Source organism: Brevibacillus panacihumi, from assembly GCF_003710985.1.
In the GTDB taxonomy this organism is placed as follows: domain Bacteria; phylum Bacillota; class Bacilli; order Brevibacillales; family Brevibacillaceae; genus Brevibacillus; species Brevibacillus panacihumi.
This window is the reverse complement of the sequence record NZ_RHHT01000015.1, coordinates 73,967-91,017: the sequence shown is the minus strand read 5'-3', so window position 1 is coordinate 91,017 and position 17,051 is coordinate 73,967. Positions and strand designations below refer to the sequence as shown.

Sequence of the window (17,051 nt, the reverse complement as noted above, 5' to 3'; positions counted from 1 at the left end):
ATAGCAGTTTTCTGAAAAGTTTAAAAAATAAAAAACCTATCTTCCCCAAGACTTAGTCCTCGGGTCGATAGGCTGTTCTTTTAAAAAGCTGCCAATGCTTGCAGAATCCTGTCTTCCTGTTCCTTCAAATAATCGGTATCTCCGGGATAGCGATTGCCCAGGATGGAAAACACCACTCTCTCCCCTGATGGAAGGGTCGCGTATCCCGATAAACTGCTCACGGACACCAAGGAACCCGTCTTTGCTTTCACCTGGCCGCAAAGAGGATGGTCCTTCAGGCGTGATTCCAGCGTGCCGTCCACACCTATGATCGGGAAGGAATGAAGGAGATTTTCATACTCCGATGTATCCATCATCGCCTCCAGCACAGTCAGGACTTGCCTGGGCGAGATGAGATTGTAAGGACTCAGGCCGGACCCGTCGCGCAATTCATATCTGCTGTCGACGCCCAGCTCCTGCAACGTCTCCCTGACGACCTGGATGCCTGCCTGGGCACTTCCTTCCCCTTTCAGAATTGCGCCCATCGTCTTCAACAGCATTTCGGCGTAGTGGTTGTCGCTTGTCTTGTTCAAATGCTTGACGATCTCCTTCAAAGGAGCCGATTCGCACAAAGCGATCTGATCGCTTTGATCAGGCACGATTCCCTGCTGTACCTGGCATGCGGCTGAGAGCACCACTCCCGCTTCCTCAAGCAATTCTTTCAGAAGCGTTCCCACCAAAAGCGCAGGATCATCGACGGTAACAAAATGGCTGCCCTCCACTGCAACTGGCAGATTTCCCGACACACAAATTTCATTGGTACCGCGTTGTCTGCCGATTTGCAGTGTATTGGGCTCCCCAGCCGGGACTGTTTTGGCATCTACACGCAGCTGAACATAGCTGGTTTTGGGTGTGAGCGATACCTCTACTCTGTCTCCCGGCGCCTCTCCCGGACGATAATGCACCTGAACGACTCCGCGATTCACGGAAAGGGCGCTGGTCTGGGCACTGTAATACTCCGATTCATAATCCCAAGCCCACCCGTCTCCCAGGCGTTGATCATCGAAATAAGATGCGTCTACCACGATGTTGCCGTTGATTTCACGGATGTTCTTCTGCCGGATGGAAGCGACGATATCAGAGAGGGAAACTCCCGCATGCACCTGAAACGGCTCACCGGTATGCAAGGTCGGATCTCCGTACCCTTTTATGTACAGATCGCCTTTCAACACGCCATTCTCTCGCAAATCGCCTGTGCAGGCTACTTCGGTCTGATAGCGGAACTCTCCTCCGAGACGCAGCAAAGCCGTCAATACGGTCAAGATCTTGGTGTTGGAGGCAGGCGTGAACAATTTGTCTGCGTCATGGGGATACAAGATCGCTTGGTCCGCTGGACGATCCAAGGATTTGATCAGTACTCCGATCGAAGCTCCTGTCTGCTCGACCCGGGAGATGATCCCATCCAATTGATCCTGCAGAGATGGAATGGTGCTTTCGTCATAAGATTTTGCCATGCGCTCTCCTCATTTCTCGGTAAGGTTATCGGTTGTATCGTATAGGTGGCAGCTCACAAAATGGCCAGGCTCCACTTCGATCTGGCGCGGTTTCACATGCTCGCAGGCTTCTATACGATAGTGGCATCTCGGGTGAAAATGACATCCTTGCGGCGGCGTGATCGGGCTGGGGACGTCTCCTTTCAAGATGATCCGCTCTCTTTTCACATCCGGATCGAGAGACGGTATGGCCGACATGAGAGCTTGGGTGTACGGATGCAGCGGCTTCTGGAACAGTTGCTTCTTCCCTGCCAGCTCTACCATTTTTCCAAGGTACATCACGCCAATCCGGTCACTGACATGTTTGACTACGCTTAAATCATGCGCGATGAAAATGTAGGTCAGCTCATACGTCTTTTTCAGATGCTGAAACAGATTCAATATTTGCGCTTGTACGGAAACATCCAATGCCGATACTGGCTCATCCGCAATAATCAGGGCAGGATTGACAGCGATGGCCCGCGCGATTCCGATCCGTTGCCGCTGTCCGCCGCTGAATTCATGGGGGTAGCGCCCCGCGTGCCTGGGACTTAAGCCGACGTTGTTCAACAGCTCCGCTACCATTTCCTTGCGCTCTTTCGCATTGTTTCCGATCTGATGCGTGGAGAGCGCTTCTCCCAGAATCGACTCTATCGTCAATTGGGGGTTGAGAGAAGCGTACGGGTCTTGAAAAACGATCTGAATGTCTGCGCGTAATCTCCTCAGCTCGCTTTTCGTCAACGCTGTCACTTCATGCCCTTTGAATTTGACTGAGCCGGAAGTAGGTTCGATCAGTCGCAGAATGCTTCTGCCCATCGTCGATTTTCCACATCCGCTTTCGCCGACAATACCCAAGGTTTCGCCTTTTTGCACGCGAAACGAAATATCGTCAACCGCCTTGACGAAATGGCTGTGCCTCCGGAAAATTCCGCTGCCTACGGGAAAATACACCTTTAATTCCTTTACATCCAACAGGGCATCCGTCATGCGATCACCTCTTGACTCTCGTACAGCCAGCATCTGACCAGCTGTTCCCCCAGCTTGAACAACGGCGGATTTTCCAGATGACATTTTTGAAAGGCTTGCGGGCATCTCGCATAGAAGGGACAACCTGCCTGAATCACACCCAGATTCGGTACATTCCCCATGATGGGGACAAGCGGTTTATCGCTTTCGTCGTCCATGTCAGGCACTGAGTTCAAAAGACCGATCGTATAGGGATGCTTTGGCGATTTCAGCAGCGTACGCACGTCGGCTTGTTCGACAATTTGACCGTAATACATCACCATGACGCGATCCGCCATCTCCGCAACGACTCCCAGGTCATGGGTAATCAAGAGAATCGCGGTCTGAAAATCCTTCTTCAGCTCGTTCATCAGTTCCAGGATTTGCGCCTGAATCGTGACGTCGAGCGCCGTAGTCGGTTCATCCGCGATCAGCAGCTTCGGCGTGCATGCCATCGCCATCGCGATCATGACCCGCTGCCTCATGCCTCCTGAGAGCTGATGCGGATATTCGTCCATGATTTTTTCTGCTCGAGGAATCCCCACTTTTTTCAGCATCTCGATGGATTTCTCTCTGATTTGCGCTTTGGATAAAGAAGAGTGCAGATAAATGACTTCCCCGATCTGCTTGCCAATTTTATGCACGGGATTCAAGGAGGTCATCGGCTCCTGAAAAATCATCGACATCGAGTTGCCGCGAATGGAGCGCATCTCCCGCTCAGAGACTCGATTGAGATCTTTGCCCTCAAAGATGATTTTCCCTTCCGTAAATCCCGCATTTTTCGGAATCAATCTCATCAATGACAGCGAGGTCACGCTTTTGCCGCATCCAGACTCGCCTACCAAGGCCAGCGTTTCCCCTTCTTTTATGGTCAGATTCAACTGTTTCACGGCCTGGATATGCCCGCCGTCTTCTGTTTTGAAGTTGATGCATAACTGCTCCACCCGAAGCAGCTCTTTCTCCTCTGTCACAGCCATCGTCTGGCGCCCCCTTTCATCTCATGAACGAGTCTGTCTTTATTTGATTCTGGGATCGAGAGCGTCGCGCAAGCCATCTCCTAGTAAATTGAAGCCAAGGACAACCAGCATGATCGCCAAACCGGGATAGAGCGTCATCCACCAAGCCTGGCTCAGGAAGGACTTGCCCACAAAAACCAATGCGCCCCATTCCGGATTGGGCGGTTGGGCGCCAAGGCCAAGAAAGCTCAGAGCGGCAGCCGACAGAATGCTTACCCCAAATTGCAGGGTAGCCAGCACAATGATCGGTGAGGCGATGTTAGGCAAAATATGGCGGACGATGATTTTCCAATCGCGTACACCCAGTGCCCTGGCAGATTCGATGTATTCCTTTTCGCGAACCGCCAGCACGGAGCCCCTGACCACCCGGACAAAAGAAGGAATGACCGAAATGGCTACGGCAATCATCGCATTGGTCAGCCCGACGCCTAACACCGCTACGATCGCAATCGCCATCAAGAGAGACGGAAAAGCCAGGAGGATGTCCATCAGCTGCATGATGTAAAGATCAAGCCTTCGGTAATAGCCCGCGATAACACCCAGGAATACCCCGACGCTTCCTGCAATCGAGACCGCAACAAGCCCCATGAGCAGCGAGACGCGGCCGCCGTACAAAATACGCGTGTAAATATCCCTGCCGAATTCATCGGTTCCGAGCCAATGCTCTCGGCTCGGAGGCTTCAAGGTTTCGTCATACCGCATCTCATTGACCGGGTAATGGGTAAGAACCGGAGCAAATACAGAGGTGAGGATAAAAAAGAGCAGGATCGATCCCCCAATCATCGCTCCTTTGTTTTTTCTCAGCTTCTTCCATGCCATGCCAAAGAAAGAGACGGATGCAGACTCCATCTCATCCAATTTGGCTGGCTGTACATTCGTTTCGGTTTTGGTAAGCATCTGCCAGAACTCCCCTCCGTGCCATCTCTATTCATAGCGGATACGCGGATCCAGTTTGGTATAAATCAAATCCACCAACAAATTGACGACGATGAAGAGGAACGCCATGAATAAAATCAAGCCTTGCACCGTTGGAATGTCTCGGGTAGCAATCGCGGAAACGATCAGGCTTCCCATGCCGGGGAGTGCGAACACCGTCTCTGTCACGACCGCTCCTGCCATCAAGGCTCCAAATTGCAAGCCGATCAAGGTGGTGACAGGTATCATCGCGTTTTGCAAGCTGTGCTGGAAAATCAGCCGGTACAGGTTGGCCCCTTTTGCTTGCGCCGTACGGATATAATCCTGCTTGATCACCTCCAGCATGCTGGAGCGCGTCATTCGCGCTATATTCCCGGCTGTACCCAATCCCAACGTGATAGAAGGCAGGATGAGCGAGTAAAAGCCTTTATAGCCCGATATGGGAAAAAACCCCAAATGGTAGGCAAACAGCAGAATCAAGAACAAGGCGATCCAAAAGCTGGGGGCCGATATGCCGATCAAAGAAATGACCATCACAAGCTGGTCAAGAATGGTATTCTGCTTCATCGCCGCGATGATTCCGATCAAAATGCCGAAGACAGAGCCAAAGAGAATACTGTACACAGCAAGCTGGGCCGTAATCGGAAAACGATTCGCAATCTCTTCCATGACAGCATATCCGGTAACGTAGGAGGTGCCCAAATCTCCCTGAATCACTCCGGCCATATAATGGAGGTACTGCATGGGCAGCGGCTTGTCCAAACCCAATCGGCTCTCCAGCTCGGCAATCGATTCCGGCGTGGCGAAGTCCCCCAGGATATATCTCACGGGATCTCCCGGTATGAGATGGAGCATCATGAATACGAGCAGAGATACGCCGATCAGGGTTATACCCATCGTCAACAATCGCTTGAGAAGATAAGACGGCAATCCAAGCCCCCCTCGTCATAAAAACTTGTCTACTCGACTACCTCTACGTCATCCCAAATAATACGGTTGGAAATCGGATGCTTTTTGAAATTCTTCAGTCCCCGGGTTGCGGTGACACTCTCCCTGACAAAGAGTGGAACCCACGGAGACTGCTCCACCAGGAAATCTTGGGCTTCCTCGTAAATTTTATAGCGAGCGTCCGGGTCCATCTCGATTCTTCCTTTTTGCAGCATGGCATCCAATTCATCCACTTCATAATGCAGACGCGTCGATTTCCCCTTGCCAAAGAGGAGGAAATACAAGATATCAGCATCGAACCAGCCGTAGCTCCACAGAATCATTTGGTGTCCGCCTTTTGGCGTTTGTTCGATGATCGCAGCCGATTCCTTGACGGTGATTCGGACATCGATGCCGACTTCCCGCAATTGGTGCTGAAGAATTTGCGCCACCCGCTGCATGACAGGCTCATTTTGCACCCACATTTCTACGGAGAACGGCTTGCCGTCTTTCATTACAATGCCTTCCCCGTTCGTTTCCTTCCAACCTGCTTCCGCCAGAAGCTGCTTGGCCTTTTCCTTGTCTTGCGCATATTTTTTGCGCGCTTTCTCCTCGATCGCAGGGTTATGCCCGTTTACTACGTCTGGCAAAGGTCCGAAGACAGGCTTTGCTGCACCTCTTAGCGCTGTTTGAATGATCGGTTCACGATCCACTGCGAGGGCAATCGCATGACGCACGCGGACATCCTGGAAGATCGGCAATTTGTTATTCCACCCGAGGTAATTCATCACATAGTCCGACACTCTTTCCAATTCCACACCCGGCTCTTTTTCCAGCTCCTCGATGTATTGGAAGGGAACATCCAGCAGCACATTGACCGAGCCTTTCTTGAACTCCAGGATTCTGGTCTCATCATCAGGGATGAAGCGGAAGGTTACTTTGCTGAAGCCGGGAGTACCCTTGGCACCCCAATCCGCTTTTTCAAAAGGCTTGTAGACGACGGAATCCCCTCGCTTGACCTCCGTAAGCTGGAGCTGTCCGCCTGCGCTCGCATTTTTGTCGAAGCCTTCTCCCTGCTCGTCCAACGTCGATACATCCAAGGGCGCCAGGTAAGCCGAAGTGGCGTTGCTGAAGAACGGGGCATACGGCTCGCTCCACGTAACTTTGAACGAATATTCGCCAAGCACCTCGATGTTGCTGATCGAACCTGCATTTGTCTTGAACGGTGATTTTTCCAGGAATCGTTCAAACGATTTTTTGACTGCTTCAGCATTGATCGGTTTTCCTGAGTGGAAGACCGCATTCTCTTTCAGGTTGAAGGTAATCTCTTTTCCCCCATCCGCGACTTGATAATCCTTGACCAAGCCCGGAACGATTTCCCCATTTTCACTTCGTTCGAACAGCGTCGCGTACAGGTGCTCCGTCGCTTCCCCAATCGATGATGTTTTATGGACATCAAGGGAATCCGGCTCTGAAACAACCGCAACAACAATCTCGCCTTTCGAAAGCTCATTGCCCGGCTCCGGGTTCTCTTGACTAGCTGGCGTACAAGCGGAGAAGAGCAGCGAAAGAACCAAAGCTGGGACCAACCAGTGTCTTGTTCTTTTTTTCACTTTCTAAAACCCTTTTTTATTTGATTTTTCAGTATATTCATAAAAATTTTACTTTTAATCATTCTATATAGCCAATAAGAATCTTTCATGAGCATATAAAAAATAGTAATACGAGGAAAACAGACAAGTTTCGATAGAAGCATAAAAAGCAGGAAGAGCGAACTCTCCCTGCTTTTTATACCTATCTTTCTTCATTCAATTCGAGGTTTAGCCATTTGCATTCATCTGGAGACAAGGAAAGTTGGAGGGCCGTAAAGCAGTCGCGCAGTTCGGCAACCGTTTGCGGGCCGATGACAGCACAAGTGGGAAATGGTTGGTGCAATACATAGGAAAGAGCAATATGATTCGGGGTATATTGGCTTCCCTTCTGCTTCGCCAAGGCTTCAGCTCTGCGATAACGTTCCCAGTTGTCTTGGCTGTAATAGACTCGTACGATGTCTGCATTGGTTTTAACTTCAGGAGAAAAACGTCCTGTGAAAAAGCCGGTTGCCTGAGAAGCCCAGGAGAATAGAGGCATCTGCGTACGTACATGCCAGTTCTCGTAATCCTTGTCGATATAGACGGTGCCGGGCCAACGAGGTTCGTTCGCTTTCGCCAGGCTAAAAGACGGACTATTTAGCACCAGCCGCTTGTAGCCCTTTTGATCCGCATATCGATTCGCTTCCTCGATCCTGCCATAGCTCCAGTTGGACACTCCCGCACGCTTGATCCGGCCTGCCTGAATATGCTCTTCCAGCATGTCCATCAATTCGCTGACAGGCACAGATGTGTCATCGCGATGAAGCACGTACACATCAATGTACTCTACTTGCAATCTCTCCAAGCTTTCCATGAGATCGCGAGTAATCTCCTTGGCATTTACCCTGCTCACCGAGGCATCATGTGTACCGTCTTCTGCTACGAAATGATGGCCGCCTTTGTCGACGATCGTGATTTGATCCCGATTTTGCCGGGCTTGCATCCATTTTCCAATCATCCGCTCACTGGCTCCCCTGTTGTACAGATGAGCAGTGTCTAGCGTGTTTCCGCCCAATTCGACGAAAGTATCCAGCATTTCAAAAGCAGCTTGTGGATCGGTAGATAAACCGGACGTTCCCAAAATGAGTCTTGAAACGGCTTTGTCCAAGCCTGGTACCTCGATACCTTTCATTTCAACCTACTCCCTTACACGTAAACCTGTTTTGAGCACATTGCGAGGCCATAATCCCTCCTGGAACGGAGGGCACTATGACGTATGGGCAATCTTAGATGGAGATGTCTGTCAACGATTCTTATGCAGATTTTTTCGAGAATTTTTGAAAAAGCTGCTTCGTCATTTTCTTGTACATGTTGGTCTGTGAGAGCAGTGTAAACAGGACAAAGAGAGTCAGGATCAAGCTGATCGGATGGACAAACAGACTGGATACGAAGCCCCAAACGCTGCCTTCTTCCGTAATGATCGCTCTGCGCAGATACACATCCATCTGCGGTCCAAGAATAATACCCAAGACCATCGGCCCAGTCGGGAATTTGTACAGCTTGAGCAAATATCCAATGACCCCGAAGGCAATCATCCAGTAGACATCCGCAACACTGTTATTAATTCCGTAAGAACCAATTACGGTAAAGAAGACGATGATGGGCATCAGAATGTACTTGGGAATCAGAATGACTCTGGCAAAGAAGGAAATCGCCGAAAGTCCCCAAACAATAATGAAGATTAGAGAAACGAGTGCTGCACCCAGAATGACCCAGAACAATTCTGGAGTTTCCACCATGAGCATAGGACCTGGTTTCAGACCGTGGATGGTCATGGCACCGATCAAAACAGCTGTAACCGCATCTCCCGGAATTCCCAAAGTCAACATTGGGATCATAGCGCCGCCATTTGTAGACATAACCGCTACCTCAGGAGCGACGAGACCTTCATAAGCGCCTTTCCCGAATGGACGTGTCGGGTTTTTCACTGTCTTTTTGGCATGATCATAGGCGATCAAGGATGAGATTTCTCCGCCGGCGCCCGGCAGAATCCCGACAACAACCCCAATAATGGCTGTCCGGATTGTAAGAGGCAAAAATTTGATCAAATAGATGAGAGGAGGCAGTATTTTTCCGATGATCACATCGGCTTTTACTTTTCCCAAATTGTGCAATTGGACGAATACTTCTGACAATCCAAACAAGCCTAGCATACACGCGATATAGTTGATGCCGCTTTTCAATTCCAGATTTCCAAAGGTAAAGCGTTCTACACCAGTCAGGGAATCCATCCCCACCATGCCAAGAGTCACACCGATGCCAGCCACGAAAATGGCTTTTGCCATAGAACCCTCACTAAGCCCGCCTACCAGAAGCAATCCGAGGAACATGATCAGGAAGTAGTCTCGTGCAGCAAAGCCAAGAGCCAGTTCTCCCAAAAACGGAGCAGCGAGAGCCAGGCACAAAAGACCGATCGCTCCACCGATCACAGCGTAAATCGTCGTAATCCCGATAGCGACGCCTGCTTCCCCTCTTTTCGTCAGCGGATACCCGTCAAAGGTATGTGCCAGCGAAGAAGCCGAACCAGGAACGTTGATCAAGATAGAAGAGCGTGCTCCGCCGTAAACACCGCCGTAAAACACGGCAATCATCGTGACGATCGCTGGTATGGTGTCCCACGTATAGGTTAGTGAGACCAGCAGAGTGACCGCCATCGTAACCGACAGCCCAGGCAAAAGACCTTTTACGACGCCAAACAGAGTACCAAGAGCGATCAGGAGCAGCAGGTGTAAGTCCGTAAAAGGTACTAAAATCTGATCTAGCATGATTAACACTCCTTACGAAGGAAACACAAAGTGGAAGACATAGACGAAAATGTAGTAGAAGCCTACAGCAAATACTGCGGAGAGGATCAGGCTTCTGAGCACTTTTTCCCTGCTGAGCAGAAGCATTGCTCCAAAGAGGAACAGGAAAGAGAGAACCATAAAGTTGAAGTAATTCATCAGGACTGCAAACAAGACAACCAGCAATGTAAATAAAATCAAGCGAATGTTAATGCCTTTTTGTGTAATGTTCTCAACTTCATACATGTCTTTCTCTAGCTCTTCATCATCTTCATTTCCTGCAACCGGTTTTGGCGCCTTGTCCTCTTCTTGCGCAGAAGAGGGGGATTGAACCCCTCTTCTGGCAATCATAAGAGCACTGATGAGCATGACCACGCCTACTAACGCGGGAAAAAAGGCAGGAGATGAAGGATCAAACACGCTCTGTCCTTCGATGTTAAACGACATTGCCACAACTGCAAGACTGAGAACAATCAGGAGTGTAGAAATATATTTTCCCGCTACCATGTCATCACCCTAGTTCTTTTTCTCGATGTTCAGATCAGCCGGACTCACTTTCGCTGCACCAGCATCTTGCAGCAGCCATGCTGTAGTAGACTGCCAGTCTTTCCAGTACTTCACAGCTTCATCACCAGAGATACCTACAGAAATGGCACCAGAGTTTTTCAAGAAGTCTTGGAAGTCAGGATCTTGTTGAGCTTTTGCAAAGATGTCAACCAAAGCTTTTTTCACGTCATCTGGAGTGCCATTTTTCGCCCATACGCCATAGAAAGGTCCCCATGGGAGGTACTTCTTCATATCAGGCAGTGTTTCCACTACAGCAGGAACGTCTTTCAGTTCTTCGATTCTCTCATCATTGATGACAGTCAAAATTTTCACTTTGCCAGCTTTAGCGTTCTCAATCGCAGCAGGCAGACCCAGAACTGTCGCATCCAGGTGTCCACCGAGCAAAGCAGTCAGGGAAGGACCGTCTCCGTCAAATGGAACCATGTTGTATTCGGTGTTGGTAACGGTTCCAAGCATGGTCGTGACAGTGAAAGGAAGTCCTCCTGGTCCGGTAGAAGCCATTTTCACTTTACCAGGATTCGCTTGCGCATCCTTGATCAGATCTTCCAGGGAATTGTATTTGGAATCACCTGGAACAACGACAGTCGCGATACCGCGAGCCAGAATGTTTACTGGATAGAAGTCTTTGAAATCTACGTCAGAGATTTTCATTACGCCGTACAGGGCAGGGTTCTCAGCCGCAAACAGGAGCGTGTGGCCATCTGCTTTTTTGTCATGTACGTATTGCGTTGCGATCGCGCCCGTAGCACCTGGCTTGTTGGTAAGAACGAGAGAGCCGCTTTCCATGTACTTCTCAGCCAGAGGTCCAATTTTGCGGGACATGGTGTCCAACGCTCCACCTGCACCCCATTGAACAACACCAGTTACTGTGCCGTTCGGGAACTTAGCGCCCTCTTGGGCAGCTTGCGGCTGTTCGGACGGAGCAGCTCCGCCGGAGGAAGTGCCTTGCGAGCAGCCTGCCAATGCCAGCATGCTGAAAGCGATTACAGAAATCATAGTCTTGCGTAACATAAATGAAACCCCCTTATTTTAATAGATCTAAAAATTTTATAAATTTGATTATATTATAGAAATCTGTTTTTTCTACTTTTATTTTCTTTTTTATTATGAAGATTTTTTTAATCGGCAATCGAAGCAATCGCTGCACGCAGTCCAAGCAGGTAGCTATCGACTCCAAAACCGCAGATTTGCCCCTTGGCGATTTCCGCAAAGACAGAGTGGTGACGGAACGGTTCGCGCGCGTGAATATTGGACATGTGAATCTCAATGATCGGCACGGTCAGGATCGCCAAAGCGTCGCGCAAGCCGTAGCTGTAGTGCGTCCAGGCTCCTGCGTTGATGATGACGGCATCCTTCTCTTCCTGGAATGCCCGATGAATGCGCTCAACCATCTCACCCTCGTGATTGGAGTGGAAAAACTCGACTTCCACACCCAGTTCCTTGGCCAGTGCGGTCATTTTTTCATTGATTTCATCCAGCGTAACGGTTCCATATTGTACCGGATCACGCTTGCCAAACATGTCATGATTGATGCCGTGCAGCATTAGAATTTTTTTCATATTCTATCACCTATACTTCAACTAGTTTTTTTTTATCGAGGGTATCCTGCTCTTCGCGAGGGTGCTTGGCGAAGTATTCCTTGGCTGTAACCAGACACTGACGGGCGAATTCCGCGTACCCCAGTTCCTTGGAACGTTGGGTATTCGGCAATTCGATAGAGCAAGGAATCTCCGGAATGCGGTTCACGATGCTTGCGACATCAATGCCGCCCTCGCCAACGTACAGCCGGGCTTCGCGCAAGATATGCGTCATTTCTTCCTTGGATGTCGGGATTTCGGCCGGGGCATCACACAGGTGAAGGAAGCGGAACCATTCGCGTGGGACGGCATCCAGATCCTCTACCTTGTCTTGAGAGCGATGGAAGTGATGCATGTCGAGCATCACACCTGCATTATCCCGTTTGACAGTATGCAGAACATCCAGAACCCCCGCGAGAGTAGAAACGCTCGCGATCGGCACGAATTCCAGCTCTACCGTAAGCCCCAGAGGTTTCGCCAAATCACAAAGCTCTGCAAAGCTTTCGATGGCAAAATTGCGGTCATCCGTCCAAATGCTGCTGAGAACATGCCGTCCCCCTAGTTCTGCTGCGGATTCCATCGCAGGGAGGTATCGTTTGGGGTCAAGACCGTCATAAATGCGGGCCAATTCGATATCGAGCAGCTTCACGCCTGTATCCGACAGCGCTTTCTTTGTCTTTTTCATCAGGTCAGGGTTGTCGGATAAAGAGTAATTTGGTTCGCCAGGAAGACCCATGTAAATGGGTCTTAGACTGACGAAATCATAACCAGCGCGCGCGGCAATCTCAATCATCTCATCTGGCGGACAGCCCAACACGGTCAAGTAAGCTAGGGAAAATTGTTTATTCACCTTGTTGTTTCCTCCATTCGCGTGATAGTGGATGCCAGGCAAAACGTTTATTTTTCAAGCTCAGGATCGTAGAACTCGCCGAACAGCTCTTCATCGGAAGGTTTGTCTTCCGGGATCGGACGCGATACCCAAGTGGTATTCATGTAGTGCTTCAGGTGGACGTTCTCGGATACGATGTTGCCTCCCCATGTTCCGCAGCCCAGGCTGGACGTCATCGGCATGCCGTTGTTGAACGCTCCCGCATTTGCTTTGGATTGTGGCTGGCGCACCATGATCCGGCTTACTGGCGCAGCCAGTCCCAGGCGATGGATGTGATCGTCGTTGAAGGAGTAGATTCCGCAAGAGTGGCCTTTTCCACCCACTTCATAGATCGCGCGCATCATATCGAGCGCATTTTCAAATTCGCCTTCATATTTGTACACAGCCAGCAAGGTTGTCAGCTTCTCGCCGGAGAACGGATACTCTTTGCCGATTCCGTCGCCGTGCACGATGATGAATTTGCGGTCTTCCGGGATGGAGAAGCCTGCCGCTTCCGCCAGTTTTTGCGGAGCCAGCGCTACCGTTGTTGGCAGACGATGTCCTTCGTCATCCCACATCGCTTTGCGCAGCATTTCTTTTTCTTCATCATTCGCCAGGTAGCCGCCGACTTTGACCAATTGCTCCAGCATCTCATCAAAGATCTTGTCGCTGATGATCAGGTTTCCGTCTGCAGAGCAGCCAGAACCGAAGTCGGAGGTTTTGCTCAGCATGGTGTTGCGTGCCGCATCAGCAGTATCGGCTGTCTCGTCGATGATCATGGTTGCGTTCCCAGCCCCTACGCCGTATGCGGGAGTACCGGAGCTGTACGCGCTTTTCACCATGTCTTTTCCGCCTGTCGCCAGAGCGAGGTCAGCACGCGCCATCAAGGCTTTGGTCATCGGGATGTTGACGTTGGTCAGGCATTGCAGGATGTCGGCTGGTGCGCCTTCTCTCTCCAATGCTTCACGCATCAGGCGAACAGTCTCATAAGAGGTGTTCTTGGAACGCGGATGCGGAGAGAAAATCACGACGTTGCGCGCTTTGATCGCATAGATCGCGGTGCCTGCCGGAGTGAGGTCCGGGTTGGTAGTCGGTACGATCGAGGAGATGATTCCGACTGGCTTCGCGTATTTGACGATTCCCTTTTCCGGAATCTCTTCGATGATGCCGACGCTTTTCTGGCGCAGGGCATCGCGCAGAACTCCACGGATTTTAAAGCGCTTGTTCATGCGGCTTTCCGGATCGCCCAGACGGCTCTCCTCGATTCCCATTTTCACCAGGCGTTCAAATGTTTTTTTGTTGGCGACTGCCCAAGCAACCGCTTGGCACAGACGGTCTACGCGCTCCTGGTCGTAAGTTTCGATGATGGCCAGCGCCGCTTTTGCCTTTTCAAAAGCTTGATCCAGCTCTTGCTGTTGTTCTGGTGTCAGTTCGGTTGCTCTTACTTTTGTCTCTGCCATCTTTCTTTTTCCTCCTTGAAATTACTCGACTGCTACGTGGTGTACTTTCTTGTCTGGAGAATAGATATCCATAATATTCCAATGTCCAGCCGTTGGAGTCGGAATATTCTGCATTTGAACGTCGATCACATAAGGCTTGTTGGACGCAATAGCGGTCTCCAACGCAGACTTGAACTCATCTGCCGATTGAATTTTGACCCCATCAATGCCATATGCCTTGGCGATTGCTGCGTAATCCGGCGAGTACGGCTGCCCGTCACGCTTGAACAAGGTGCCCAGAGTCGTGCCGAAGTGTGCTTTTTGCAAGCCAGCAATCGTTCCGAACGCGTAGTTGTTCATGATCACCCAGACGACAGGGATGTTCTCTTCTGCTGCTGTCGCCAATACGGCAGGGTTTTGTCCGAAGCCGCCGTCGCCGACAAGCGAGAGAACGACGCGATCCGGTTGCGCGATCTTGGCACCCAAGGCAGCAGGAGCACCGAAGCCCATTGTCGCCAATCCGCCTGGCGTTAGGACAGAGCCTGGCTCATAGACCGGGAATTGCTGCCCTACCCCGTTTTTGTTCCAGCCCACATCGGTTGTGATGATCGCATTGCGAGGCAATACGTCGCGTACTTCCTGCAAAATGCGCTGTGGCGTCATCGGGAAGGCATTGGATGCGATATGCTCCTTGTTGGCTCCCTGGAACTCGGCACGGTTGGCAGCGATTTTCGCTTTGAGCTCTTCGTTTTTCTTGCCTTCTGGCAGCAGTTCTTTGGCCACGCGGTTGATTGCTTTCAAGGCCTGCTTCAAATCAGCGACGGCGCCGATATCAACCGGATAGTTTCTGCCGATCTCGCTTGGATCGATGTCGATGTGGATCAGCTTGGTTTTCGGAATATCGAAGGTGTATTCTTTTTCCCACGAGCTGGCGTCCGCTTCGGCAAAACGGGTACCCAAAGCCAGGATCAAATCGGCATTGCGGGTCGTGTCGTTGATGAATTTGGTTCCCCAGAAGCCTGTCATGCCCAAGGTGAATGGATGGTCGTCCGAGATCGCACCTTTGCCCATGAGGCTGTGCGCCACGGGAATGCTCAGGTGATCGACGAGCTCTTGCAATTCTGCTGCAGCATCAGCAAGCATGATTCCTCCGCCGACGTACAACACAGGATTTTTCGCTTGAATCAGCTTTTCTACGATGCGGGTAGCTGTCTCCTGATCCAGTGACGGCTTGTGCAGGGTTCTGGTGTGCTGCTTCACTTTTTCAAAGAGTTCGACTTCGATCTCCATGGAGAAGATGTCCATCGGCACGGATACCAGCACCGGTCCTGGTCTGCCGCTTTCCGCCAGCTGGAATGCTTTCTCGAGAATTTGCGGGAACAGGTCAGGACGATCTACACGCCACGCGCGTTTGACGAAAGGACGATAGATTTCGTATTGGGCTGCGTCCGCATGCATGTTGACTTCCTGGTGTGGATGCTTGCCGTAGTAGTGGCTTGGCACGTCCCCGGCGATGACAACCATCGGGATCGAGTCGAGAGCCGCGTTGGCTACACCGGTGGCCGCATTGGTGAGACCAGGTCCCAGGTGGCTGAGTACGACTGCCGTCTGTTTTTTCGCGCGGGCATAGCCGTCTGCGATGTGCGCGGCAATCTGCTCATGACGCGTGTTCACAAATTTGATCTTGCTGGATTCGAGGGCTGTCAGCACCGCGATGTTGGTATGGCCGCAGAGTCCGAAAAGATGCTCGACGCCGCGATCCTCCAAATACTTGACCAGTTGATGCGAAATCAGATCTTTTTTCATTTGATAGATTCACCCCTGAAATCGAGAATGATTTTTCCATAGTCGCCAGAAAAAGCGTTTTCATATGCTTGTTTGTAAGCTGACACCGGCATGATCTTGGAGACGACCGGTTCGACGTGAAAAGCTTTGTTGCGCAAATATTCGATCGTCTGCAGATAGTCATCCGGGAACTGGTAGATGATCGAGCCGTAGAGGGTAATCTCGCTTCGCACGACATGGGCCACGGGCAAGCTTGATTCTTGCGTGATTCCGATCATGACCATGGCTCCGCCTGACGTGACCAGTTTGATCCCATCCTCTATGGAAGATTTCGTACCGGCCGCCTCGATGACCACATCAAACGTCTCTCCCCTGACTTCTTTGGGCAAAGCAGTACGGATGTCAGGTCCGAGCTCTTTGACCTTTTCCAGCTTCCTGGGCTGGATGTCGATCGCCGTCACCTCTGCGCCCAGATATTGAGAGAGCAGGATCGCCAGTTTTCCTTCGTTGCCGCAGCCGATCACCGCGACGGAGGTGCCTTTTTGGATCTCCACCTTTTTCAGTGCGTGGACCACGACGGCAAACGGTTCGATCAAGACGGCTTTTTCGTCTGGCAAATCATCAGGGACAGGCAATACGAACCTTGAGGAAATGACGAATTCTTCTGAAAAACCGCCATCCATGTTGATCCCCAGCGACTTCTTGTTCAGGCAGATGTTCGTCTTGCCCGCTTGGCATTTCACACAGGTTCCGCAAAATGTATTGGGGAGAACGACTACCCGGGTGCCGGGCTGGTATCGGGCTTCTTCTCCTGCCTCGATAATCGTGCCCAGAAGCTCATGTCCCGGACGGACAGGATAGGTGGCATAGGTGAGTCCGCCTTTGTACACACTCAGGTCTGTGCCGCAGATCCCGCCGTAAATCAGCTTGATTTTCACCTCGTCGCCGACAGGGCCAGGCAGTGAGTTTGCTTCTCGCAATTCCATTTCGAACGGCTTTTTTAGCAACAGTTCCAACACTCGTTTGT

15 protein-coding genes are annotated in these 17,051 nt (G+C 50.9%); all 15 read right to left on the bottom strand.

The window, feature by feature from the left end:
• Positions 1 to 80 precede the first annotated feature (80 nt).
• The 15 genes from dacB to EDM58_RS08155 all read right to left on the bottom strand — a co-directional run bounded on the left by dacB (position 81) and on the right by EDM58_RS08155 (position 17,043).
• Positions 81 to 1,493: a D-alanyl-D-alanine carboxypeptidase/D-alanyl-D-alanine endopeptidase gene (gene dacB, locus EDM58_RS08225; protein WP_122912903.1), complete on the bottom strand. Its 1,413-nt coding sequence runs from the start codon at positions 1,491 to 1,493 to the stop codon at positions 81 to 83.
• Positions 1,494 to 1,502: 9 nt separating this feature from the next.
• Complete coding sequence (locus tag EDM58_RS08220) at positions 1,503 to 2,498, bottom strand: ABC transporter ATP-binding protein (RefSeq protein ID WP_122912902.1); 996 nt, start codon at positions 2,496 to 2,498, stop codon at positions 1,503 to 1,505.
• Positions 2,495 to 3,493, bottom strand: coding sequence for an ABC transporter ATP-binding protein (locus EDM58_RS08215; RefSeq protein WP_122912901.1), 999 nt, complete (start codon positions 3,491 to 3,493; stop codon positions 2,495 to 2,497). Before EDM58_RS08215 ends, EDM58_RS08220 begins: the two co-directional genes overlap by 4 nt.
• A 39-nt stretch (positions 3,494 to 3,532) precedes the next feature.
• Positions 3,533 to 4,381: an ABC transporter permease gene (locus EDM58_RS08210; RefSeq protein ID WP_031305925.1), complete on the bottom strand. Its 849-nt coding sequence runs from the start codon at positions 4,379 to 4,381 to the stop codon at positions 3,533 to 3,535.
• A 75-nt stretch (positions 4,382 to 4,456) separates the two neighbouring features.
• Positions 4,457 to 5,377, bottom strand: a complete 921-nt coding sequence (locus EDM58_RS08205) for an ABC transporter permease (RefSeq protein ID WP_183187452.1) — start codon at positions 5,375 to 5,377, stop codon at positions 4,457 to 4,459.
• A 29-nt stretch (positions 5,378 to 5,406) separates the two neighbouring features.
• Positions 5,407 to 6,987, bottom strand: a complete 1,581-nt coding sequence (locus tag EDM58_RS08200; RefSeq protein ID WP_122912900.1) for an ABC transporter substrate-binding protein — start codon at positions 6,985 to 6,987, stop codon at positions 5,407 to 5,409.
• A gap of 181 nt (positions 6,988 to 7,168) precedes the next feature.
• The gene (locus tag EDM58_RS08195; RefSeq protein WP_122912899.1) at positions 7,169 to 8,137 is read right to left on the bottom strand and encodes an aldo/keto reductase; all 969 of its coding nucleotides are present in this window, start codon (positions 8,135 to 8,137) and stop codon (positions 7,169 to 7,171) included.
• Between the two features lie 121 nt (positions 8,138 to 8,258).
• Positions 8,259 to 9,770 (bottom strand): tripartite tricarboxylate transporter permease, encoded by a 1,512-nt coding sequence (locus tag EDM58_RS08190; RefSeq protein WP_023557541.1) that lies wholly within the window; start codon positions 9,768 to 9,770, stop codon positions 8,259 to 8,261.
• A gap of 12 nt (positions 9,771 to 9,782) precedes the next feature.
• Positions 9,783 to 10,295: a tripartite tricarboxylate transporter TctB family protein gene (locus EDM58_RS08185; protein ID WP_122912898.1), complete on the bottom strand. Its 513-nt coding sequence runs from the start codon at positions 10,293 to 10,295 to the stop codon at positions 9,783 to 9,785.
• Positions 10,296 to 10,304: 9 nt separating this feature from the next.
• Positions 10,305 to 11,366, bottom strand: a complete 1,062-nt coding sequence (locus EDM58_RS08180) for a Bug family tripartite tricarboxylate transporter substrate binding protein (RefSeq protein WP_122912897.1) — start codon at positions 11,364 to 11,366, stop codon at positions 10,305 to 10,307.
• A 107-nt stretch (positions 11,367 to 11,473) separates the two neighbouring features.
• On the bottom strand, positions 11,474 to 11,914 hold the full coding sequence (gene aroQ / locus EDM58_RS08175) for a type II 3-dehydroquinate dehydratase (RefSeq protein ID WP_023557545.1): 441 nt from the start codon (positions 11,912 to 11,914) through the stop codon (positions 11,474 to 11,476).
• Between the two features lie 10 nt (positions 11,915 to 11,924).
• Positions 11,925 to 12,782 (bottom strand): sugar phosphate isomerase/epimerase family protein, encoded by an 858-nt coding sequence (locus tag EDM58_RS08170; protein ID WP_023557546.1) that lies wholly within the window; start codon positions 12,780 to 12,782, stop codon positions 11,925 to 11,927.
• 47 nt (positions 12,783 to 12,829) lie between these two features.
• Positions 12,830 to 14,260, bottom strand: coding sequence for an aldehyde dehydrogenase family protein (locus EDM58_RS08165; protein ID WP_023557548.1), 1,431 nt, complete (start codon positions 14,258 to 14,260; stop codon positions 12,830 to 12,832).
• Between the two features lie 21 nt (positions 14,261 to 14,281).
• Positions 14,282 to 16,045: a thiamine pyrophosphate-binding protein gene (locus EDM58_RS08160; RefSeq protein WP_122912896.1), complete on the bottom strand. Its 1,764-nt coding sequence runs from the start codon at positions 16,043 to 16,045 to the stop codon at positions 14,282 to 14,284.
• Entirely contained in the window at positions 16,042 to 17,043 is a 1,002-nt protein-coding gene (locus EDM58_RS08155; RefSeq protein WP_122912895.1) for a zinc-dependent alcohol dehydrogenase, read from the bottom strand. The genes EDM58_RS08160 and EDM58_RS08155 overlap by 4 nt, the downstream gene beginning before the upstream one ends.
• Positions 17,044 to 17,051 lie beyond the last annotated feature (8 nt).

Coding starts and splice junctions, on each gene's coding strand:
- dacB (WP_122912903.1), bottom strand. CDS start 1,493: ATGGCAAAATCTTATGACGAAAGCACCATTCCATCTCTGCAGGATCAA.
- EDM58_RS08220 (WP_122912902.1), bottom strand. CDS start 2,498: ATGACGGATGCCCTGTTGGATGTAAAGGAATTAAAGGTGTATTTTCCC.
- EDM58_RS08215 (WP_122912901.1), bottom strand. CDS start 3,493: ATGGCTGTGACAGAGGAGAAAGAGCTGCTTCGGGTGGAGCAGTTATGC.
- EDM58_RS08210 (WP_031305925.1), bottom strand. CDS start 4,381: ATGGAGTCTGCATCCGTCTCTTTCTTTGGCATGGCATGGAAGAAGCTG.
- EDM58_RS08195 (WP_122912899.1), bottom strand. CDS start 8,137: ATGAAAGGTATCGAGGTACCAGGCTTGGACAAAGCCGTTTCAAGACTC.
- EDM58_RS08190 (WP_023557541.1), bottom strand. CDS start 9,770: ATGCTAGATCAGATTTTAGTACCTTTTACGGACTTACACCTGCTGCTC.
- EDM58_RS08185 (WP_122912898.1), bottom strand. CDS start 10,295: ATGGTAGCGGGAAAATATATTTCTACACTCCTGATTGTTCTCAGTCTT.
- EDM58_RS08180 (WP_122912897.1), bottom strand. CDS start 11,366: ATGTTACGCAAGACTATGATTTCTGTAATCGCTTTCAGCATGCTGGCA.
- aroQ (WP_023557545.1), bottom strand. CDS start 11,914: ATGAAAAAAATTCTAATGCTGCACGGCATCAATCATGACATGTTTGGC.
- EDM58_RS08165 (WP_023557548.1), bottom strand. CDS start 14,260: ATGGCAGAGACAAAAGTAAGAGCAACCGAACTGACACCAGAACAACAG.
- EDM58_RS08160 (WP_122912896.1), bottom strand. CDS start 16,045: ATGAAAAAAGATCTGATTTCGCATCAACTGGTCAAGTATTTGGAGGAT.